The 21,220-nt window shown below is 69.0% G+C and carries 16 protein-coding genes and 3 pseudogenes; 11 read left to right on the plus strand and 8 right to left on the minus strand.

Annotation, left to right across the window (positions count from 1 at the left end; all coding sequences use genetic code 11):
- Positions 1 to 3: 3 nt before the first annotated feature.
- Positions 4 to 753, minus strand: a complete 750-nt coding sequence (locus G6N20_RS02220; RefSeq protein ID WP_083047630.1) for a hypothetical protein — start codon at positions 751 to 753, stop codon at positions 4 to 6.
- Positions 754 to 912: 159 nt separating this feature from the next.
- Here G6N20_RS02220 and G6N20_RS02225 point away from each other — a divergent pair.
- Positions 913 to 2,732 (plus strand): annotated as a pseudogene (locus tag G6N20_RS02225) (DHA2 family efflux MFS transporter permease subunit).
- A 79-nt stretch (positions 2,733 to 2,811) separates the two neighbouring features.
- Here G6N20_RS02225 and G6N20_RS02230 read toward each other — a convergent pair.
- Positions 2,812 to 3,423: an LppP/LprE family lipoprotein gene (locus tag G6N20_RS02230; RefSeq protein ID WP_083047628.1), complete on the minus strand. Its 612-nt coding sequence runs from the start codon at positions 3,421 to 3,423 to the stop codon at positions 2,812 to 2,814.
- Positions 3,424 to 3,712: 289 nt separating this feature from the next.
- On the opposite strand from G6N20_RS02230, the gene G6N20_RS02235 reads away from it, so the two are divergent.
- From G6N20_RS02235 to G6N20_RS02255, 5 genes are all read left to right on the plus strand, one after another.
- Entirely contained in the window at positions 3,713 to 4,855 is a 1,143-nt protein-coding gene (locus G6N20_RS02235) for an acyltransferase family protein (protein WP_083047626.1), read from the plus strand.
- 75 nt (positions 4,856 to 4,930) lie between these two features.
- Positions 4,931 to 6,400, plus strand: a complete 1,470-nt coding sequence (locus tag G6N20_RS02240; RefSeq protein WP_083047709.1) for an MFS transporter — start codon at positions 4,931 to 4,933, stop codon at positions 6,398 to 6,400.
- 53 nt (positions 6,401 to 6,453) lie between these two features.
- Positions 6,454 to 7,260 carry a GNAT family N-acetyltransferase gene (locus G6N20_RS02245; protein ID WP_083047625.1) on the plus strand — a complete coding sequence of 269 codons (807 nt, stop codon included), beginning with the start codon at positions 6,454 to 6,456 and terminating at the stop codon, positions 7,258 to 7,260.
- Entirely contained in the window at positions 7,247 to 8,485 is a 1,239-nt protein-coding gene (locus G6N20_RS02250) for a lysine N(6)-hydroxylase/L-ornithine N(5)-oxygenase family protein (RefSeq protein ID WP_142271987.1), read from the plus strand. The genes G6N20_RS02245 and G6N20_RS02250 overlap by 14 nt, the downstream gene beginning before the upstream one ends.
- Before the next feature lie 73 nt (positions 8,486 to 8,558).
- On the plus strand, positions 8,559 to 9,275 hold the full coding sequence (locus G6N20_RS02255; RefSeq protein WP_083047623.1) for a siderophore-interacting protein: 717 nt from the start codon (positions 8,559 to 8,561) through the stop codon (positions 9,273 to 9,275).
- 13 nt (positions 9,276 to 9,288) lie between these two features.
- Here G6N20_RS02255 and G6N20_RS02260 read toward each other — a convergent pair whose 3' ends face one another.
- The 4 genes and pseudogenes from G6N20_RS02260 to G6N20_RS02275 all read right to left on the minus strand — a co-directional run bounded on the left by G6N20_RS02260 (position 9,289) and on the right by G6N20_RS02275 (position 13,190).
- Positions 9,289 to 9,831 (minus strand): TetR/AcrR family transcriptional regulator, encoded by a 543-nt coding sequence (locus G6N20_RS02260; RefSeq protein WP_372516390.1) that lies wholly within the window; start codon positions 9,829 to 9,831, stop codon positions 9,289 to 9,291.
- Positions 9,823 to 10,478, minus strand: a pseudogene (locus G6N20_RS20950) (cytochrome P450); the annotation flags it as partial. The gene G6N20_RS02260 and the pseudogene G6N20_RS20950, both read right to left, overlap by 9 nt.
- Before the next feature lie 86 nt (positions 10,479 to 10,564).
- Positions 10,565 to 11,932, minus strand: coding sequence for an FAD-binding oxidoreductase (locus G6N20_RS02270; protein WP_083047621.1), 1,368 nt, complete (start codon positions 11,930 to 11,932; stop codon positions 10,565 to 10,567).
- Positions 11,929 to 13,190, minus strand: a pseudogene (locus tag G6N20_RS02275) (MFS transporter). Before G6N20_RS02275 ends, G6N20_RS02270 begins: the two are co-directional and overlap by 4 nt.
- Before the next feature lie 93 nt (positions 13,191 to 13,283).
- Here G6N20_RS02275 and G6N20_RS02280 point away from each other — a divergent pair.
- On the plus strand, positions 13,284 to 14,111 hold the full coding sequence (locus G6N20_RS02280) for a uracil-DNA glycosylase (protein WP_083047619.1): 828 nt from the start codon (positions 13,284 to 13,286) through the stop codon (positions 14,109 to 14,111).
- A gap of 23 nt (positions 14,112 to 14,134) precedes the next feature.
- Positions 14,135 to 15,262 carry an FAD-binding protein gene (locus G6N20_RS02285; RefSeq protein WP_083047617.1) on the plus strand — a complete coding sequence of 376 codons (1,128 nt, stop codon included), beginning with the start codon at positions 14,135 to 14,137 and terminating at the stop codon, positions 15,260 to 15,262.
- Between the two features lie 44 nt (positions 15,263 to 15,306).
- Here G6N20_RS02285 and G6N20_RS02290 read toward each other — a convergent pair whose 3' ends face one another.
- A complete protein-coding gene (locus G6N20_RS02290) occupies positions 15,307 to 15,735 on the minus strand; it encodes an HIT family protein (RefSeq protein WP_083047615.1) in 429 nt (142 codons plus the stop codon).
- 58 nt (positions 15,736 to 15,793) lie between these two features.
- On the opposite strand from G6N20_RS02290, the gene G6N20_RS02295 reads away from it, so the two are divergent.
- From G6N20_RS02295 to G6N20_RS02305, 3 genes are all read left to right on the plus strand, one after another.
- Entirely contained in the window at positions 15,794 to 17,185 is a 1,392-nt protein-coding gene (locus G6N20_RS02295; RefSeq protein WP_142271986.1) for an amidase, read from the plus strand.
- Positions 17,186 to 17,239: 54 nt separating this feature from the next.
- The gene (locus tag G6N20_RS02300) at positions 17,240 to 18,394 is read left to right on the plus strand and encodes an adenylate/guanylate cyclase domain-containing protein (RefSeq protein WP_232065414.1); all 1,155 of its coding nucleotides are present in this window, start codon (positions 17,240 to 17,242) and stop codon (positions 18,392 to 18,394) included.
- Between the two features lie 271 nt (positions 18,395 to 18,665).
- A complete protein-coding gene (locus G6N20_RS02305; RefSeq protein WP_083047609.1) occupies positions 18,666 to 19,259 on the plus strand; it encodes a hypothetical protein in 594 nt (197 codons plus the stop codon).
- A 30-nt stretch (positions 19,260 to 19,289) separates the two neighbouring features.
- Here the strand turns inward: G6N20_RS02305 and G6N20_RS02310 are convergent, their stop codons facing one another.
- Positions 19,290 to 21,203, minus strand: a complete 1,914-nt coding sequence (locus tag G6N20_RS02310) for a serine/threonine-protein kinase PknH/PknJ (RefSeq protein ID WP_163662768.1) — start codon at positions 21,201 to 21,203, stop codon at positions 19,290 to 19,292.
- Between the last annotated feature and the right edge of the window lie 17 nt (positions 21,204 to 21,220).

The following is a 21,220-nucleotide window of genomic DNA, read 5'->3' on the forward strand; positions in this document are numbered from 1 at the left end:
GGCCTAGCTGGCGTCCCGAACGGTCGGCAACAGGTGCAGGGTGACCGGCCAGCGGGCCGGCGGGGCGCCGAACGCCGATCGCGCGTTGCGCACCAGCTTCTTGCCGACCAGCCGGTTGCCGATGGCGCCGATGATCGCGCCGAGACCCATCGGCAGCAGCTTGCCCAACATGAGCGCCCCGCGCCGCAGCGCGAACCGCTTGACGAAGTATTTCAACATCCGCGAGTTCAGCTGCGAAATCGTCGGCAACGGCAGCGAGGCCATGCTTTCCGACACCCAGGCGCCTCGGGTGCGGCCATAGCCGATCACGTCGGCCACCGCATTCTTGCCGTTGTCGCCGACCAGCACCGCGAGGACCAGGGCGCGCCGGCGTTCGCGGTGATCGAGCGGAATGCCGTACACCGAGGCCAGCGCCAGCACCAGCAGCGCGGTGGCCTCAAGGAACACCACGGTTTCTGCGGCGGCCGCCGACCATGCGGCCAAGGTGCCGATGCCGGGGAGGGTCGCGGCCGCGCCCACCGCCGCTCCACTGGCCGTCACGACGGACAGGAAGCGCTTCTCGAGTTTGGCGACGATCTCGGCCGGGCTGGCGCCCGGGTGGACACGACGCAGCCGGGCGAGGTAGGCCTCGGCCGCCGGGGCCTGGACGTGTGAACTGCGTTCGATGATCTGCGCCAACGCCCGGGCAGAGGCCCTGGGCCGGCCAGCCGGCGGCCCATCCGGTTCCGACCTCGGGGTTCGTCGAGCGATCATGGTGCCTCTCTGCAGTACGGCGTCCCTTCAGGCTAGAGCGTGTGGTGGGCGCCGGGCAGGCCGAGTGGTTGCGTCGCGGCCAACCGGCGCACCCGCAATAATGCAGGCTGGATCGGTGCGCGACCCGCCACCACCGCCGGGGGGAAACGAGGTGTGGAGATGATCACGGCGACGAGCCGGGCGGCCGGGGCAAGCTACTCCGGGAACCCGTGGACCGCGCTGTGGGCGATGATGGTCGGCTTCTTCATGATCATGCTCGACTCGACCGTCGTCGCCGTCGCCAACCCGACGATCATGGGCGAGCTGCGTATCGGCTACGGCCCGGTGGTCTGGGTGACCAGCGCCTACCTGCTGGGGTACGCGGTGGTGTTGCTGCTGGCCGGTCGGCTCGGCGACCGGTTCGGCCCGAAGATCCTGTACCTGATCGGCCTGGTGGTGTTCACCGGCGCTTCGGTGTGGTGTGGCCTGGCGGGCAGCGCCGCCACGCTGATCGTCGCCCGGGCCGTGCAAGGGGTCGGCGCCGGGGTGCTGACCCCGCAGACCTTGTCGACGATCACCCGACTCTTTCCCGCGCGTCGCCGCGGTGCCGCGATGAGCGCGTGGGGTGCCACCGCCGGGGTCGCCAGCCTTCTCGGTCCGTTGGCCGGCGGCGCGCTGATCGACAACTGGGGCTGGCGGTGGATCTTTTTGGTCAACGTCCCGGTCGGCATCGTCGCGCTGGCCTTGGCGGTCTGGTTGATCCCGGGCTTGCCCGTCGCCGCGCAGCGTTTCGACCCGATCGGCGTCGGATTGTCCGCGGTGGGCATGTTCCTGCTGGTCTTCGGGCTGCAGGAAGGTCAGTCCGCCGTTGGGCGCCGTGGATTTGGGCGGTGCTCGTCGCCGGCGTCGGGTTGTTGTGGGCGTTTGTCTACTGGCAGTCGATCAGCGACCGTGCGCCGTTGATCCCGCTGAGCATCTTCAGCGACCGGGACTTCAGCCTGTGCAACGTCGGCGTGGGCATTACCGCCTTCGCGACCACGGCGATGATGCTGCCGCTGATGTTCTACGCGCAGGCGGTGTGCGGGCTGTCGCCGACCCGATCGGCACTGCTGATCGCGCCGCTGGCGATCACCAGCGGCGTGCTCGCCCCGTTCGTCGGCATGATCGTTGACCGGTCCCATCCGCTGCCGGTGCTCGGGTTCGGTTTTTCGGTGCTGGCGATCTCGTTGACGTGGCTGTCCATCGAGATGGCCCCGGGCACACCGATCTGGCGGCTGGTGTTGCCGTTGGGCGCGGCGGGTGTCGGGATGGCGTTCGTCTGGTCACCGCTGGCCGCCACCGCGACCCGCAACCTGCCGCCGGAGCTGGCCGGCGCGGGTTCGGGCGTTTACCACGCCACCCGGCAGCTGGGGGCCGTGCTCGGGAGCTCGGGCCTGGCCGCCTTCATGACGTCGCGGATCAGCGCCGAGATGCCCGACGCCGCGGGATCACCGGCCGGGCGGGGCGGCAGCACGCTGCAACTGCCCGAGTTGCTGCGCGAGCCGTTCGCGGCCGCGATGTCACAGTCGGTGCTGCTGCCCGCGTTCATCACGCTGTTCGGGATCGTCGCCGCGCTGTTCCTGGTCGGCATCGCCGGCTCGGCCGATTCCCGCCAGCCCGGATCCGGGGACCAGCGCCAGCCCCATGATGACGATGACGATTACGTCGAATACCTGGTCGTTCGCGAACCGAACGGGGAGCCCCGGCTGGTCGCCGACACCGGGCCGGCCTACCGGGAGGAGGTCGACACGCAACCGTTGCCGACCGGAGTCCGCCAACCGGCATCGGTCGACTTGTGGCGGCCCGCCGACGTCGCGCTGCGATCCGAACCGATTGGCTTCGCCCACAACGGCTCTCACGTCGACGACAACCGGCGATTCCGCCCGATCGGTGAACTTTCCGGCCGGTCGGATCCGGGGAATCCCGGCGGCTGGTACGGTCGGCACCCGTTCGGCCCATAGCGACCAGACCACGTCAGCGAAAGCAAAGCGCTCAAGGCCCACCGGGCCGGCGGGCCCGCGACGGTGCGGCCGGTTGGCCCTATCCGCCGGTGGTGTTGCTGATCAGCTCGACACCGCTGCCGTTCCAGCGGAATTTCACCGCACTGTTCAGCCCGAGACCATTCGAGTACGTCAACGCCACCGTGTCACCCGTGCACTGGGACGCGTCGATGCCGTTGAACCCATAGGTGTCGGGGACCCCCTGCGGGATGTACTTGCCCAGGTGGAACATGACCGCGCGGGTGGTCGGATTGCCGGCATTGGTGTTGGCCCTGATGATCACCGCCGACAATTGAGCACACTCGTTGTAGTTGCCGGCCAACGGTTCCGGGTTCCACGGCTGTTGGCTGCGTGGGTCGCGGGGCAGCTCGGAGACGACCCTTGCGATGGTGGGGGAGGCGAGATTGACCGCGCAGGGGTCGGGTGGTGGCGGGGCGCTACCACCGGGCGGGGCCGCCGTTGCCGACGGCGGGGCCGGGCTGCCATCCGGGGCGCTGGATGTGGTGGTCGAGGCGTGTGGTGTCGCATGTGGCGTCTTTGCGACCGTCGAGTCCCCCGAACCGCAGCCGGTCAACGTCGCGGCCATGAACAAGACGGCGGCCACCCGCATCGGTGAGGTGGCACGACAGGGTAGCGACCACACACCGCGCACCGTACCGCCGTCGGGCCTGCGGGTGTGGCAGGCGTGGCCGCGTCGTGGACAATTGGCCGCGCGGTGACCCGCTATGCCCGCTATGCCCGCGCCCCCAGGCTGGCGATCACTATTAAGCTCCGTGTCAGATGGTCCTCCTGAACAACTCTCCTGTGGCGTCCCGAGCGATGATTGCCGTCAAGGCCGCGATGGTCCCGGCGCTGATCGGGTGTTCTGACGCACACCCGAAACCCGAGCGCAGGCGGATGTCGGGTGCGCAGATCGAGCTACCACGCCCGAAGCGCGTGGGATGACGCTGTCCAAAGCCGAGAACGCCCTGGGCGGACTCGAGCAGATCTCCCGAGTGGATCGGGTCGCTTCGCTGACCGGAATCCGAGCGGTCGCCGCCCTTTTGGTCGTCGGCACCCACGCGGCTTACACCACCGGCAAGTACACCCACGGCTATTGGGGGCTGGTCGGTGCCCGGATGGAGATCGGCGTCCCGATCTTTTTTGTGCTGTCCGGCTTCTTGCTGTTTCGCCCGTGGGTGAAATCGGCCGCCGTCGGCGGCCCGCCACCGTCGCTGAGCCGCTATGCGTGGCACCGGGTTCGGCGCATCATGCCGGCCTACGTCATCACCGTGCTGTTCGCCTACGCGCTGTACCACTTTCGCACCGCGGGACCCAACCCCGGGCACAGCTGGGTGGGACTGGTTCGCAACCTCACGTTGACGCAGATCTACACCGACGGCTACCTGGGTTCGTTTCTGCATCAGGGGCTCACCCAGATGTGGAGCCTGGCGGTGGAGGCGGCCTTCTACGTGTCGTTGCCACCGTTGGCGGTTCTGTTGCTGGTGTTGATCTGTCGGCGGCGATGGCGGCCCAAGCTGGCGCTGGCCGCACTCGTGGGGCTGATGCTGATCAGCCCGGCATGGCTGCTCGTCGTGCATGCCGACCACTGGTTTCCCGACGGCGCTCGGCTGTGGCTGCCGACGTATCTGGCGTGGTTCCTCGGCGGCATGATGCTGACCGTGCTGCAGGCGATGGGGGTGCGCTGCTACGCGTTCGCGGCCATACCGCTGGCGGTCATCTGCTACTTCATCGTCGCCACCCCCATTGGGGGTGCGCCCACGACGTCGCCGGCGTCGTTGTGGGAGGCACTGGTCAAGACGGCCTTTTACGCGGTGATTGCCGTGCTGGCGGTGGCGCCGCTGGCGCTGGGTGATCGGGGCTGGTATTCCCGGCTGCTGGCCAGCCGGCCGATGGTGTGGCTGGGCGAGATCTCCTACGAGATCTTTCTGATCCACCTGGTGACCATGGAGTTCGCGATGGTCTATGTGGTGCGGTACCACGTCTACACCGGCTCGATGTTGAACCTGTACGTGGCGACGCTGGCGCTGACCCTCCCGTTGGCCTGGTTGCTGCACCGGTTCACCCGAGTCAAGGCCGATTAGGTGGGTTCCGCCGGGGCGCGCACCACCTCGCTGCATGCACGCCTCACGCTGACCGCGATCTGCCTCGCGGTTTTCATGTTGCTGCTCGACATGACCATCGTGTCGGCCGCTCTTGCCAGCATTCAGTCGTCCCTGGACGCCCGGCTCAGTGGGCTGCAATGGGTGGTCGACGCGTACGCGCTGCCGATGGCCGGGCTGTTGCTCACGGCGGCGACCCTGGGGGACCGCCTGGGGCGGCGACGCCTGTATCTGGTCGGTATCACGGTGTTCACCCTCGCTTCGGCCGGCTGCGCGGTGTCCGGCAGCATCGAGATGCTGAACCTGTGCCGGGCGCTTCAGGGCGCGGGCGGGGCGGTGTTGCTGGGCGTGTCCTTGCCGATGGTGGCGGCGGTCTACCCCGAACAGCGAGGCAGGGGCATGGCGATCGCGGTCTACGGCGCCGTGATGGGTGCCGGCGCCGCCGTCGGGCCGCTGCTGGGCGGGGCGCTGGTGGGGGCCTTCGGCTGGGAATCGATCTTCCTGATCAACCTGCCGATCGGGTCGGTGGCTTTGGCCATCGCCGTGTGGTTCGCCCCGGAAACCCGTGTCCCGCAAGACCGCCCACTCGACCTGCTCGGCACGGCGGTGTTGTCGGCCACGCTGTTCGCGGGTGTGTACGTGTTGATCGAAGGCAATCGCCTCGGCTGGACCAGCACCGCGATCGTGGCGCTCGGCGCGTTCTGCGTGGTGGGCCTGGCACTGTTCGGCTGGTGGGAATCGCGGGTGATGGCGCCGATGCTCGACCTGCGGGTGATGCGTCGACCGGGGTTCGCTGGGGTGGCACTCGCGGCGTTCGCCGCGGCCGGGACCCTGATCGCCGCGACCAACTATCTGGCCTTGTATTTCATGAACACCTTGGGATACAGCCCATTTCAGGCCGGCCTGCGAGCCCTCCCACTCACCGGGGCATGCGTGCTGGGGGCCCCGCTGGCGATGGCCGCCGCGCGCCGCTGTCCGGCCTGGACCTCGATACCGGGTGGCGTTGGGCTGATCGCGGTGGGCCTTTGGCTGATGACCGGGGTAACCGAGAACACCCAATGGACGCATTTCATCGGTGGCTCGATCGTGGCCGGACTGGGTCTGGGTGGGCTATTCGCGTTGACGTCGGACATCGCATTGCAATTCGTGCCGGTCGCCGACGCCGGAATGGCGACCGGTGCGCTCAGCACGGTTCGTCAGGTCGGGATCCTGGCCGGGGTCGCCGGCCTGGGTGCGTTGTTCAGCCGCCACGCGGCCGGCGGGGCCGCCGACGGGCTGGCCAAACTCCGCGGTGTCGGCCCGATGCGGGAACTCATCGACGGGTTGTCCGCCGGGGCCGGTCTGCGGGTGCTGGATTTCCTGCCGAACGAGGTGCGGCCGGCGCTCCCGGCGATTGCGCGGGTGGCCCGGCGGGCGAGCGCCGAGGGAATGCAAGCGGCACTGGTTGCCGCCGCCGTCGGTGCGACGGTCGCCTCCGCGGTCGCGGCGATACTGATCGCGGTCGGGACGCGCCGGTCCTCGCGATAGCACCGGTCGGGTCTGGTTCCGTCGGACCGGTGGGAATAACCTTGGCGAATACCATGATGGGTGAGGCGATCCTGATCCCGGCGACCGATACCGGTCGCTACAGCATCGTGGTCTCCACCGACCCCGCCGCCATCGAAGCCGCTCAGCGGTTGCGCTATCAGACATTTGCCGAAGAACTGGGGGCGGCGCTGCCGCACGCCATCCGTGGGCCGCTGACCGGGGAGATGATCGACGTCGATCAGTTCGATCCGCACAGCGATCATCTGCTGGCCAGGGACGAGGCGACCGGGCACGTCGTCGGCTGCTACCGGCTGCTGCCACCGGACGGGGCCCAAGCCGCCGGTGGGCTGTTCGCCGACACCATCTTCGACATCGGTGGCCTGAATCGATTGCGCCCCAGACTCGTCGAACTCGGCCGGGCCAGTGTCGCGGCCGAACACCGCACCGGCGCGGTGATGGGCCTGCTGTGGGCCGGCATCCTGCGCTATCAGGAAATCACCGGCTATGAATGGGGGATCGGATGCCTGTCGGTCCGGATGGAAGGCGGCCTACCGCGCGGCGCTTTGGTGCGAGGCGTGCGCGACGCGGCTTTCGGCGCCCACCCCGCGCCACCGGAGTTTCGGGTAACGCCGCGAAACCCGGTTCGGGTCAACGGTTTGAGCCTCGCCGAGCTACCTGACCCCGGTCGGGTGCGGATTCCGCCCATGGTGGCGGGTGCGCTGCGAATCGGCGGGCTGATCTGCGGGGAACCCTCCTACGATGCCGATTTCGACATGGCCGACTTCGTCGTCTTGATCAATCGGACGATGGTGCGTGATCGCTATCTGAAACGGTTGGCGCGTGCTGATGTCCACTCGTGAACGAACGGAGCTGCTCGGCATCGGCTTTGGGCCGTCTAACCTCGCGTTGGCGATCGCGGCGGCCGAGCGCGGCATGCGCGCCGTGTTCGTGGAGGCGCAACCCACGTTCGGTTGGCACCGGGGGATGTTGCTGCCGGGCGCGCGCATGCAGATCCCGTTCCTCAAAGACCTGGTGACATTGCGAAATGCCACGAGTGACTACACGTTCATCAACTATCTGAGCGAGCGTGGCCGGCTGGTGGAGTTCATCGACCGGCACACGTTGTTTCCCAGCCGGGTGGAGTTCCATGACTACCTCGAATGGGCGGCAGACCGGGTCGCCGCCGACGTCCGCTACGGACATCGTGTCGTCGAGGTGAGCTGTGGTGAGCCGGGATTCGTGGTGCGGGCCGATCCCGAATGGGTGGTCGAGGCACACACATTGGTGTTGGGCACCGGGCTGCGCCCCGTGTTGCCCGGGGGCGTCGCCGAAAGTGCCCGGCAGTGGCACAGCCACAGTCTGCTGAATGGTCTGGCGGCGCTGAATTGCGCTTCCCCGCAGCGGTTTGCGGTAGTCGGCGCGGGTCAGAGCGCCGCGGAGGTGGTCGGCTATCTGCATGAGACCTACCCGCAGGCCCAGGTCCATGGCGTCTTCGCGCGATACGGCTACAGTGTCGTCGACGACAGTCCTTATGTGAACCGGATTTTCGCCCCTTCGGCCGTCGACGACTTCTATGGTGCCAACCAATCGGCGCGTCAACGACTGCTGGACTACCATCGGTCAGCTAACTACTCGGCGGTCGATCCGGAACTGATCGACGACCTCTATTCGCGCGAGTATGCCGAGCGGGTGGCGGGTAGGCGGCGGCTGTTCATGCACAACGCTTCCGAAGTCGCTGGCACGCAGGAATATCCGGACAGGGTGCGGTTGACGATCGCCAACCTGGCCAATCACTCAACCGAAACCCTGGATTGCGCCGCGGTGGTGTACGCCACGGGTTACGCGCCAACGGACGTCCGCCGGTTTCTGGGAGAGGTGGCCAACCGGTACGAATTCGACCGTGACCAGAGACCGGTCGTCTCGCGCGACTACCGGTTGGTCCCCAAACCGGGAGCCCCGGGAGATGTCTACCTCAACGGTTCGGTCGAGCACACGCACGGCCTGGCGTCCTCGTTGCTGTCGAACGTGGCGGTACGCGCACACGACATCGTTTCCGCCGTCGCCGCGCGTCAAGGGGCGCGCTAGGCCGCCAGCGCGCCCAGGACATAGGTTATCCTGCCCTAAGTTGCGCTTCGAGCTGTGAAGGATACCGGGGAACATGACCGCAGTGAAACCGTCGCGAGGTTGGCAGGGCACGGTGCTGAAGCTCATGCGGGCCGGCGATTACCTGCTCACGGTGACCGGTCGGCGTGAGATCAGCCCGCGCTACCTGCGGTTGAGCTTCGAGGCCGGCGGGCTGCTCGACGACCACCGGGTGCATCCGACGATGTGGATCCGGATGTGGTTTGCCAACGGCGACAAGTCGCACCAACGCGGCTACACGCTGGTCGATCCCGACCCTGCGGCCGGCACGTTCGACATCGAGTTCGCGCTGCACGACGGCATCGCGTCGGACTGGGCGCGGGCCGCGCGACCGGGCGACACGATCGAAGCCACGGTGCTGGGCAGCAAGTTCGCACTCCCTGAGCCGGCCCCCTGCGGGTACGTCATCGTCGGCGACACCGCGTCGCTGCCGGCGATCAACTCCTTGCTGGCGTCGATCGGCGACGTCCCGGCCAGGGTGTTCCTCGAGGCCTACTGCGGCGACGACAAGAACCTGCCGGTGGTCCGCAGTGTCGGCGTCAGCTGGGTGGACCGCATCAACGACGGTCGCGAGCTGCTCGAGACGGTGCGGTCGGCGGCGTTCGACGCCGGTGATCACTTCGGCTGGGTGGCCTGCGACAATCGCACCACCCGATCAGTGGTCAAGGTGCTGCGCGACGACTTCGGCATTCCGCGGAAATCCATTAAGGCGCAAGCCTATTGGATGGCATGAGCGGCCCGGCCGGCTACCGCCGCACAGCAGCCGGCGCCACCACCGGGACGACGAATTCCTCGATCGTCGCCCGCTCGTCGGCATCGTCGCGGCCGGCGAACATCAGCAGCGATGCGATCACCCGCACCACCCAGCGGCCGCGGCGTGCGACGGTGTCGTGGTCGGCGGCATCCAGTGAGTGCCGGAACGCGGTGGCCAGGGCCGCGATCACCTCGGACCGTCCGGCCACCTCGGCGCCCAGGGGCAGATGGGTGGCGGCAAACCAGGACGCCAACGGCGGGCTGTCGCGGACCATCCGGAGTGCGGCGGTGATGCCGGCGCCCAGCCGTTCACGCGGATCCTCGATGCCGGCGATCTGCTGCGCGATCGCCGCGCTGAGCCGGTACGTCTCGCGGTGCACGTAAGCGGTTCGCAGCGCCTCACGGCTGTGGAAGCAGCGGTACAGGGTCGCGCGGGAACAGCCGGCGGCCCTGGCGATCTCATTCATGCCGACCGACGCCGGGTCGCGTTGGGTGTACAGCCGCTCCGCGGCCTCGAGTATCCGGTCGGCGGCCACCAGGTGGAAAATGGTGTCGTCGGCGGGCTCGGTGCGGCGCCGCTCGATCAGCCCGGTGAAGCAGGCCATCATCGAGCCGACCGCGTCGCCGACCGTGTCCACCGCGCCGGTGATGGTCCCGCCGGCGGTGTTGGCCGCCACGATGGCCTGGGTCCAGCCGTCAAATTGGGCCCAATCCTGTTCGGGCACACCGAGATAGTGCGCAACCACCATCGAGGGAAGTGGTTTGAACAGTTCGGTGACGATGTCACCGCCACCGTCGGCGCGGAGCTTTTCGATTCGGTCGATGACGAACTGACACACCGTGGGCTCGACGGCCGCCACCTGTCGCGGGGTGAAGCCGCGCGACACCAGCTCGCGAAACTCGGTGTGCACCGGCGGATCCTGCATCACCATCGGCGGGTTATCTCGCAGCCCAATCATTTCCAGCTCGCCGTAGGTAACGGTCAGGCCTGCGCCGACGAGAAGGTCTGGTGGTCGCGGGCGGCCGACCAGACATCGGCGTGCCGCGACAGCACGTAGTAGTCGTGGTCGGGACGCTCCGGCGGGACGACGTGGTGCACCGGGTCGTGGTCCCGCAGCGCCCGATTCATCGGCCAGGGATTCGGCCAGCTCTCCGCGGTGGCGAGCCGAAAGCCGCGAGACATAATGTCAATCGTCGATTGTGAACCTGGCGACGCGACACGCCGATGACGCGTCGTACGGTTCACACTCGGCCGAACGCCGCGACCGACTAGATCCCGCTGCCGGGATTGAGGATGCCCAGCGGGTCCAACGCCCGCTTGATGCGTCGGTTGAGGTCCATGACGTCGGGCCCCAGATAGCCGGCCAGCCACGGCCGCTTCAACCGGCCGACGCCGTGCTCGCCGGTGATCGTGCCGCCCAGGCTGATGGCCAGATCCATGATCTCGCCGTATGCGACATGGGCCCGTTCGACCATCGCGGCATCGGCAGGGTCGAACACCAGCAACGGGTGGGTGTTGCCGTCGCCGGCGTGGGCGATCACCGAGATCATCAGATCCCGCTGGGCGGCGATGCTCGCGATGCCGGTGACCAAATCCCCCAGCGCCGGCAGCGGCACCCCGACGTCTTCGAGCAACAGCGACCCCTTGCTTTCGACGGCCGGAATGCACAATCGGCGGGCCGCGACAAACGCCTCGCCCTCGTCGGGATCGTCGGTGGAAAACACCTCCGTCGCACCGTTTTCCGCGAACACGGCGGCCATCAGCTCGGCGTCCTCGGCGCCGGCGCGCCCGCGCTCGTCGGAGCCGGCCACCAGCATGGCCGCCGCCGCGCGGTCCAGGTCCATGCGCACCGTGTCCTCGACCGCGTTGATGGCCACCGAATCCATGAATTCCAGCATCGCCGGGCGCAGCCGCGCGGTCACCCCGAGCACCGCATCCATTGCCGCCCGCACCGAGGCGAAGCTGGCCACCACGACGCTGGACGCGTGCTGCGCCGGCAGCAGTCGCAACGTCACCTCGGTGATGACGCCCAACGTGCCTTCACTGCCGACGAACAGTTTGGTCAGGCTCAACCCGGCGACGTCCTTCAGGCGCGGCCCGCCCAACCGGACCGCGGTGCCGTCGGCCAACACCACCTGCATGCCCAGCACGTAGTCGGTGGTGACCCCGTATTTCACGCAGCACAACCCGCCGGCGTTGGTGGCGACGTTGCCGCCGATGCTGCAGATCTCGAACGACGACGGGTCGGGTGGATACCACAGCCCGTGTTCGGCCGCGGCCATCTTCACCTCGGCGTTGAACAGGCCGGGCTGACACACCGCGGTGCGGGTGACCGGGTCGACGGTGATGTCGCGCATCTTCTCGGTGGACAGTACGATCCCGTTATCCAGCGCGGTCGCCCCGCCCGACAGGCCGCTGCCGGCGCCCCGGGTGACCACCGGCACCCGGTGGGCGGCGGCCCAGCGCAGCACGGTCTGCACCTCTTCGGTGCGCCGCGGCCGGACCACGGCCAGTGGCGTGCCCGCCGACGGGTCGAACGCGCGGTCCTGCCGATAGCCGCCGGTGATCGCGGGGTCGGTGACCACCATCCCGTCGGGCAGGTCGGCGATCAGGCCGGCCAGCAGATCGGCGTTCACTGGGCCGATCCTACGTCGCCGGGAAGGCGCAGACCTCGGGCGCGCGGTCGAGTTCGTGCAGTGCTGGCAACCGGATACAGGTCATCCCGACCAACACGATCGGCAGCGCCAACGCCGAAAACGTCGCCTTCAGCCCGGCCACGTCGGTCAGCGGACCGGCCAGCAGCAAGCCCAACGGGCCGGCGGCGTAGGCCAGCGACGTCATCACCCCGACGACTCGGCCCCGCAGTTGCTGCGGCGCCCGGGTTTGCATCACGTAGTTGTAGATCGGCTGGATGGGGCCGTAGACCACGCCGACCAGCGCACACAACGCCAGGATGACCGGCAACGGCGGCAGGAGGGCGATCACGGCCGTCGCCGCCCCCAGCGTGAGCACCGCGGTCAGCATGATCGTGCGCCGCGACAGGTATTTCGCGAGCATCGCATAGCCGAGCGCGCCGACCAGGCTGCCGGTGGACAGGGCCACCAACACCGAGCCCAGCTGCGCGGGCTGCTGCCGGTCGCTGAAGTACTTCGGGAACAGCACGCTTTCCATCGGCAGATACAGCGCGGTCACGGTCAGGTCGATCAGCGCCAGCGTGCGCAGCACCCGCAAGCCCCACACGAAGCGCACCCCCTGGGCGACCCCGGACACCAGCCCCTCGGGACGGGACGGGTGCTGCGGTTTGTCGGCTCCGTCGAGCCGCAAGGCGGCGATCGCCAGGATGGATAACCCGAACGCCGCGGCGGTGATCCACATCGTCGTAATGCCGCCGACCGTCGCGATCATCAGGCCGCCCAGGCCCGGGCCGACGACCAGAGCCAGGTTGAGGATCGCCTGGTAGCTGCCGTTGACCCGGTCCAGCGACCAGCTCGCCCGGGCTGCGGCCTCGGGCAGCATCGACTGGCGGGCGGTAATCCCGGCCGGGTCGAAGGTGGCCGAGCAGGCGCCCAGCACCGCCAGCACCGCGACGTTGACTGCCCCCGCGCCGAACGCCCAGGCCACCACCGGGACGGCGGCCACCGCGGCCCCCGACAGCGCGTCGGAAACCATGGACACCGGGCGACGCCCGAAATAATCGACCGCGGTGCCGGCGACCAGCGTGGAGAACAGCAGCGGCAGCGTGGTCGCGCCGGCCACGATCGACGCCTGCCCCGCGCTGCCTTCGCGCTGCAACACCAGCCACGGGAAGGCCACGATCGAGATGCCGGTACCCGCGCACGCCATCAACGTGGCGAACAGGATCAGAAATGCCGGGCCGCGGTTGGTGTTTCTCATGGAGATCGCGGCCGAATCTAGCGGCACAGCGCAATTGGGGCCACCGAATTTCCTCGCCCCCTCGGGGCCTTCGCAACCGCGTCCGGCGCCTGAATGCAGGATGTTTGTGTGCTCAAGCATCCCAGGACCGGCCAGCCGTTCGGCTCCCCGGTCGATCCCGGCACCGGCTGGCCGGGTGATCCGGCGACACCGCAGACTCCGGTGGCCGCCGACGCCGCGCGGGTCGAGCTGCTGGCGACGTCGGCCGGCTCGGTCGCGGAACTCGACGCCGCGATCAGCGTGTGCCGGGCCTGCCCGCGACTGGTCGCCTGGCGTGAGGAGGTGGCCGTCACCAAACGCCGGGCCTTTGCCGACCAGCCGTATTGGGGACGCCCGGTGCCGGGCTGGGGAGCTGACCGGCCGCGGCTGCTGATCGTCGGGCTGGCTCCCGCCGCGCACGGGGCCAACCGGACCGGGCGCATGTTCACCGGCGACCGGTCGGGGGATCAGCTGTATGCGGCGCTGCACCGGGCCGGGCTGGTGAACCAGCCGACCAGCGTGGATGCCGCGGACGGCTTGCGGGCCAACCAGATTCGGATCGTCGCGCCGGTGCGATGCGCGCCCCCGGCCAACGCCCCGACACCGGCCGAACGCCTGACGTGCGCGCCCTGGCTGCAGGCCGAATGGCGCCTGGTTGGCGACGATGTCCGTGTTGTTGTCGCCCTGGGTGGGTTCGCCTGGCAGGTCGCGCTGCGGTTGCCCGGCGCATCCGCGAGCGGCAAGCCACGGTTCGGCCACGGCGCGGTGGCGCGGCTGGCTTCGGGGGTGCGCCTGCTTGGCTGCTACCACCCGAGCCAGCAGAACATGTTCACCGGTAGGTTGACTCCGGGGATGCTCGACGACGTCTTCCACGACGCCAAAGTGCTCGCGGGAATTGGGTAGGAATTGGGCAGGAATTGGGTGACGTGCGAACAGTTCTGGTTTCCGGCGCTAGCGTCGCCGGTCTGACGGCGGCGTATTGGCTTGGGCGGCATGGTTATTCGGTCACCGTGGTGGAGCGCCACCCGGGGCTGCGCCCGGGTGGCCAGGCGATCGACGTCCGCGGCCCGGCGCTGACGGTGCTGGACCGCATGGGGTTGCTGGCCGCCGCCGAGGAGCGCAAGACCGGCATTCGGGGTGCTTCCATCGTCGATCGCGACGGCAACGAGCTGTCCCGGGACACCGAATCGACGCCGACCGGCGGCCCCATCGACAACCCCGATATCGAGCTGCTGCGTGACGACCTCGTCGAATTGCTCTACGGGGCAACCACAGCGACGACCGAGTTGCTGTTCGACGACAGCATCAGCGCGCTCGATGACGACGGCACTTCGGTGGGTGTCACCTTCGAGCGCGCCGACGCCCGCGGCTTCGACTTCGTCATCGGCGCCGACGGCTTGCATTCCAACGTCCGCAGGCTGGTTTTCGGCCCGGAGGAGCGGTTCATCAAGCGGCTGGGCACGCACGCGGCGATCTTCACCGTGCCCAACTTCTTGGAGCTGGACTACTGGCAGATCTGGCACTACGGGGACTCGACGATGGCCGGGGTGTACAGCGCCCGCGGCAACACCGAGGCGCGGGCGGCGTTGGCGTTCATGGACCCCGAGCTGCACCTCGACTACCGCGACACCCAGGCGCAGTTCGCCGAGCTGGAACGGCGCATGATCGAGGACGGCTGGGTGCGCGCGCAACTGCTGCACTACATGAAGTCCGCGCCGGATTTCTACTTCGACGAGATGTCGCAGATCGTGATGGATCGCTGGTCCAAGGGCAGGGTGGCGCTGGTCGGCGACGCCGCCTACTGCTGCTCGCCGTTGTCGGGCCAAGGGACCAGCGTGGCCCTGCTGGGCGCCTACATCCTGGCCGGCGAGCTGGCCGCGGCGGGCACGGATTACCAGCGCGGGTTTGCCAACTACCACGCCGAATTCGCCGGCTACGTCGAGCGCAACCAATGGCTGGTCAGCGACAACATTCCCGGCGGTGAACCGATACCCCAGGAGGAGTTCGACCGGGTGGTGCACTCGATCACGCTCGAGGATTACGAGCGGAGCTGACCCGCCCGCGGCCCGGCCGCCGGCATGCCGGTGGGCCGGGGCCCTCATTGACCGGCGTCGATCCGGGCCAGCGCCGCCCGCAACAGCGATCCGGTGGCTTCCCGGTCCGGATCCCGGCGCAGCACGACCCCCCTAGCGACCGAGAGCGTGTCGCCATCGCGCCGCGGCAGCACGTGCAGGTGCACATGGAACACCGTCTGGAAGGCGGCGCGGCCGTCGTTGATGGCGATGTGCGTCGCGTCGGCCAGCTCGGTCGCCCGGGCCGCCCGCGCGATCCGCTGGCCGATGGCGACCATGTCGGCCAACGTCTCCGCCGGGGTGTCGGTGAGATCGACGGTGTGTCGCTTGGGCAGCACCAGGGTGTGGCCGCGGGTGAACGGGCGGATGTCGAGGATGGCCAGATAGCCGTCGTCTTCGTAGATCCGGATGGCCGGAGCTTCTCCGGCAGCGATCGCGCAGAACACGCAAGACATGTCGCCACGGTACTGGACCGGCCTGGGACCGCCGTGCGGATCGGGATACGCTGCGGCGGTGGACCCTACCGATCTCGCGTTTGCCGGCGCGGCCGAACAGGCGCGCATGCTGGCCGCTGGTGAACTCACCGCCCCGCTGCTCCTCGAGGTCTACCTGGAGCGGATCGAGCGGCTCGACAGCGAGCTGCGCGCCTACCGCGTGGTGCTGGTCGACAAGGCGCGTGCCGAGGCCGCGGAGGCCCAGCGGCGCCTGGACGCCGGTGAGCGGCTGCCGCTGCTGGGGGTGCCGGTCGCGATCAAAGACGATGTGGACATCGCCGGCGAGGTGACCACCTACGGCAGCGGCGCGCACGGCCCGGCCGCGACCGCCGACGCGGAGGTGGTTCGCCGGCTGCGGGCGGCGGGTGCGGTCATCGTCGGCAAGACCGCGGTGCCCGAGCTGATGATCATGCCCTTCACCGAGTCGGTGACGTTCGGGGCAACCCGCAACCCGTGGAATCCCACCCGCACGCCCGGCGGCAGCAGCGGCGGCAGCGCCGCCGCGGTCGCGGCCGGGCTGGCCGCGGTCGCGCTGGGATCCGATGGCGGCGGCTCGATTCGGATCCCGTCCACCTGGTGTGGTGTGTTCGGGCTGAAACCGCAGCGCGACCGAATCTCCTTGGAGCCGCACGACGGGGCGTGGCAGGGACTGAGCGTCAACGGCCCGATCGCGCGGTCGGTGAGGGACGCGGCGTTGCTGCTGGACGCGACGTCCACGCTGCCCGGTCCCGAGGGCGAGTTCGCCGACGCGGCCGCGCGCGAACCCGGCCGGTTGCGAATTGCCCTGAGCGCCAAGGTTCCGACCCCGCTGCCGGTCGGGTGCGGCACGGCGCAGCTGGGTGCGCTCGACCAGGCGGGTGCCCTGCTCCGCGATCTGGGCCATGAGGTCGTCGAGCGCGACCCGGAGTATCCGCCGTCGGCGATCTACGCGAACTACCTGCCCCGTTTTCTGCGCGGCATCAGCGACGACGCGGACGCGCAGGCTCACCCCGAGCGTCTGGAAGCGCGCACCCGCGCGATCGCGCGCCTGGGCTCGTTTTTTTCCGACCGCACGATGGCCGGCCTGCGCGTCGCCGAGACCCGGCTCAGCAACCGGATCCAGTCGATTTTCCACGACGTCGACGTCGTCGTCACACCGGGCACCGCGCGGGGTCCGTCACGCATCGGCGCCTACCAGCGTCGCGGCGGGGTGTCGACGCTGCTGTTGGTCGCGGCCAGGGTGCCCTACCAGCAGATCTGGAACCTGACCGGTCAGCCGGCCGCGGTGGTGCCGTGGGACTTCGACGACGACGGCCTGCCGATGTCGGTGCAGCTCGTCGGGCGGCCGTATGACGAGGCGACGCTGCTGTCGCTGGCCGCTCAGATCGAGGCCGCCAGACCGTGGGCCCATTGGCGACCGCCGGTGTCATGAGACCCGGGCGGGTGGCCATCGCCTCGGATGCCGGCGTGCCGGTACGTTGACTGCGTGGAGCAACCCTTGGAGGAAGACCTCCTCGACGGGCTGGAGGGCCCCGCCCGCGCGGAGCGCGCCGAGCTGGTGGCGTGGCTGCTGCAGCAGGGCATCAGCGCCGATGAGATCCGGGCGACTAACCCGCCGCTGCTGCTCGCCTCCCGCCGCCTCATCGGCGACGACGGCACGTACGTGTCGACCCGCCAGATCAGCCAGCGCTACGGCGTCGACCTGGAGTTGCTGCAGCGGGTGCAGCGTGCCATCGGGCTGGTCAGGGTGGACGACCCCGATGCGGTGGTGCACATGCGCGCCGACGGCGAAGCCGCCGCCCACGCGCAACGGTTTGCCGAGTTGGGCCTGGATCCCGATCAACTGGTCCTGGTCGTGCGGGTGCTCGCGGAGGGCCTGTCACACGCTGCGGAGGCAATGCGCCACGCCGCACTGGCCGCGATCATGCGTCCGGGAGCCACCGAGCTGCAGATCGCCCAGGCCTCGCAGGCGCTGCTCACTCGGATGGTGCCGTTGCTGGGCCCGATGATCCAGGACATGTTGTTCATGCAGTTGCGGCACATGATGGAGACCGAAGCGGTCAACGCCGGTGAGCGAGCCGCCGGCAAGCCACTGCCGGGCGCTCGGCAGGTCACCGTCGCCTTCGCCGACCTTGTCGGGTTCACCCGACTGGGTGAAGTGGTGTCGGCCGAGGCGCTGGGGCAGCTGGCCAACCGGCTGGCAGACCTGGCTCGTGACCTGACCGCGCCCCCGGTGCGATTCATCAAGACGATCGGCGACGCGGTGATGTTGGTCTGTCCCGAGCCGGAGCCATTGCTGGACACCGTGCTCAAGCTGGTCGAGACCGTCGACACCGACGACGCCTATCCCCGGCTGAGAGCCGGGGTGGCCGCCGGGATGGCGGTAAGCCGGGCCGGCGACTGGTTCGGCAGCCCGGTAAACTCGGCCAGCCGGGTCACCGGAGTGGCGCGGCCGGGCACCGTGTTGGTCACCGATTCGGTGTGGGAGGCCGTCGGGGACGGCGCCGGGTTCCACTGGTCGTTCGCCGGCGGCCGTCGCCTCAAGGGTATGAAGGGCGAAACGAAGCTGTTTCGCGTCCGACGGGACGCGGCCGGCGCCGATGCGTTGGGCAACGCTGATTCGCTCGGCTCGTCGGGCTAGCGCACATGGGCAGGCCCGGAAGGACTCGACGGGGGGCGTCTGACTCCGCCCTACGCGGGTCGACGCGGCCGGCTACCACCCCATCTTCCGGCACTTTGGTTCGGTCGCTTCCGGACCTGCTTCGCTACCCAAACTACAGCGCAGAATGGCTGATAGCAATGGGTTTTCCGGCCGGCAGCCAGCGGGTGGGGCCGGTGGTCGACCGGGTCTCGCCGTTCGCTGCCGGTGAACAGGTCTGGGCAGCGGAGTGTAATGGTGTAATGATGTAATCATGACTTGTCACCACACGCATGGCCGCCGGTACGGGCGGCCCGGGGGCTGGCAACAAGCGGGGCAACCCGACGCCAGCGACGCGGCCGAGTGGTTCGCCGGACGCCTTCCCGAGGACTGGTTCGACGGTGATCCCACGGTGATCGTCGACCGCGAAGAGATCACGGTCATCGGCACGTTGAGATCCGAGAGTTCCGGCAAGGAACACAGCGGGGCGCGCTCGGAAGGCCGGGCCTCGCGCTTCCGCGAAGAGACTCGGTCGGAGCGGATGAACATCGCCGATGAGGCACAGCGTCGCTACGGCCGCAAGGTTTCCTGGGGCGTCGAGGTGGACTCCGATGCCGGCACCGAGCGAATTCTGTTCACTCACCTCGCGGTACCGGTGATGACACGCTTGAAGCAGCCGGAACGCCAAGTGCTCGACACGCTGGTCGATGCCGGTGTCGCGCGGTCCCGCGCCGACGCGCTCGCATGGGCGGTCAAGCTGGTCGGTGAGCACACCGAGGAGTGGCTGGCCAAATTGCGTGCCGCCATGTCGGCGGTCGACGACCTGCGCGCGCAGGGGCCGGATCTTCCGGGCCAGGCGACGGACTAGGCGGGGATTTGGTCTGGAGTAGGCCCGAGCCTAGCCCGTCGTTTCCTTGTTGATCTTGGCGACGATCTTGTCGGCGATCTGGCCGCCCTGATCGGTGATCCGGTAGCCGCAGGCGTTGATGTCAACGACCACGTTGTTGGCCACACTCATCGCGCGTTGGCACTCCCAACCGTCCGCGCCTTCTTGGGTGTCCACCAGGGTGATCCGCGGTGGGCCGCCGTTGACTTCCCCGAACGTCCACCGATACGTCTTGGACTTGTTGGTGACGGTGACCGTCTTGCCTTGGCAGTTCTTCCATGTGTTCGCCGACGTCTGCACGAACGCGCGGGCCTTGTCGGTCGACGGGAAGGTCACCACGGCTTGGTTGACCCAGTGGTCATAGTTGTCGCCCGGCTCGGAGGACACCAAGCCGCTGATGCCCGTGTAGCCGGTGCCGGCATACACCGGATCTTGGCTGGTATACAGCGCTCCCTGGCACTCCGGCAGGGACAGCGTCAGCGATGAGCTGTCCATCGACGTGATGGGTTTGCCGGGTTGCATGCTTGACGAGCCCATCACGGCGTTAATTTCTGACGGGCTCAGCAGCAGGGAACTCAGCCGGTCCTCCGAGATCGGTTTCGGCGGCGGCTTTGGCTTGGGCCGGGTCACTACCCAGATGCCCACCCCGGCGACGACGACGACGAGCACGATCGCGACGGCGGCCACGAAGGGCCAGGGGTTGCGGTCACGTGCGGGCGGAGTGCCCTGGCCCCAAGGTGTTGCGCTGGCGGGGCGCTGCGGTGGGGTGGTGGCCGGCGGCGCGCCGCCCCAGCCGCCGCCACCCTGGTAGTACCGGGGGCCGGGGCTCGCCGCGGGGATGGGGCCGCTCGCGGGGGCCCACGGGCCCGCCGGTGCCGACGGTCTGGACGGCCCCGAGCCGGACGCGGGGGGGTAGCGCGGCGGCGTTTGCTGGATGCGTGCGGCCGGTGGCGGGGTGACGGGGGACACGGGCCGCGGTGGCGCAGCCATGGCGGTAGCCGGCATGGTTGGTGACGGGACGGCCGTCGGGGGCGCGGGCAGGGTGGCTTCCTGGCTGCGGCGCAGGATGTCGGCGGCGTGGTCCCGATCGGGGGTGCTCAGCGCCTCGTGGGCGGCCAGGGCCAGATCGCCGGCGCTGGCGTAGCGGTCCTCGGCCTTCTTGGCCATGCCGCGCGCGATCACCGCGTCAAAGGCCTTGGGGATGCCCGCGCGCGCGACACTGGGCCGCGGGATCGGGTCCATCAGGTGCGCGGTCACCAGTGTGCCGGCGCTGTCGGCCCGGTAGGGTGGGGCCCCGGTCAGGCACTCGTGCAGCACGCAGGCCAGCGCGTAGATGTCGGCGCGGTAGGTCACCTCGTCGTTGGAGAACCGCTCGGGGGCCATGTATTTCCAGGTGCCCACCGCGGTGCCCAACTGGGTCAGCTTCTCGTCGGTGGCGGCGCTGGCGATCCCGAAATCGACCAGGTAGGCAAAGTCGTCGCGGGTGACCAGGATGTTTTGCGGTTTGACGTCGCGGTGCATGACCCCGGCGGCGTGGGCGGCGTCTAGGGCCGAGGCGATCTGGGTGATGATGGCCACCGCGCGCGGCGGGGTCAGCGGGCCGAAGCGCTTGAGCAGGCTGTCCAGGTCGGTTCCCTCGACCAGGCGCATCTCCAGAAACATCTGGCCGTCGATTTCGCCGTAGTCGTGGATGGGCACCACGTGGGGTTCCTGCAAACGCCCGGCGATGCGGGCCTCGCGTTTCATCCGCTCGCGAAACACCGGGTCCTTGCTGAACTCGGCGGTCATCACCTTGACCGCGACCGTCCACTCCTTGACCGTGTGCTCGGCCTCGTAGACCTCGCCCATCCCGCCGCGGCCCAGCAGCCGCTTGAGGCGGTAAGGGCCGAACGTCGACCCCACCCGCGAGCCTGGCGCGTCGCTCATCGCTGGTCCTCTCAATC

Source organism: Mycobacterium shinjukuense, assembly GCF_010730055.1.
Taxonomy (GTDB): domain Bacteria; phylum Actinomycetota; class Actinomycetes; order Mycobacteriales; family Mycobacteriaceae; genus Mycobacterium; species Mycobacterium shinjukuense.

What these genes read in the sequence shown, in the direction of transcription:
- G6N20_RS02250 (WP_142271987.1), top strand. Translation starts at nt 7,247, where the DNA reads ATGTCCACTCGTGAACGAACGGAGCTGCTCGGCATCGGCTTTGGGCCG.
- G6N20_RS02290 (WP_083047615.1), bottom strand. Translation starts at nt 15,735, where the DNA reads ATGTCTTGCGTGTTCTGCGCGATCGCTGCCGGAGAAGCTCCGGCCATC.
- G6N20_RS02235 (WP_083047626.1), top strand. Translation starts at nt 3,713, where the DNA reads ATGACGCTGTCCAAAGCCGAGAACGCCCTGGGCGGACTCGAGCAGATC.
- G6N20_RS02245 (WP_083047625.1), top strand. Translation starts at nt 6,454, where the DNA reads ATGATGGGTGAGGCGATCCTGATCCCGGCGACCGATACCGGTCGCTAC.
- G6N20_RS02240 (WP_083047709.1), top strand. Translation starts at nt 4,931, where the DNA reads ATGTTGCTGCTCGACATGACCATCGTGTCGGCCGCTCTTGCCAGCATT.
- G6N20_RS02280 (WP_083047619.1), top strand. Translation starts at nt 13,284, where the DNA reads ATGCAGGATGTTTGTGTGCTCAAGCATCCCAGGACCGGCCAGCCGTTC.
- G6N20_RS02220 (WP_083047630.1), bottom strand. Translation starts at nt 753, where the DNA reads ATGATCGCTCGACGAACCCCGAGGTCGGAACCGGATGGGCCGCCGGCT.
- G6N20_RS02305 (WP_083047609.1), top strand. Translation starts at nt 18,666, where the DNA reads ATGACTTGTCACCACACGCATGGCCGCCGGTACGGGCGGCCCGGGGGC.
- G6N20_RS02310 (WP_163662768.1), bottom strand. Translation starts at nt 21,203, where the DNA reads ATGAGCGACGCGCCAGGCTCGCGGGTGGGGTCGACGTTCGGCCCTTAC.
- G6N20_RS02255 (WP_083047623.1), top strand. Translation starts at nt 8,559, where the DNA reads ATGACCGCAGTGAAACCGTCGCGAGGTTGGCAGGGCACGGTGCTGAAG.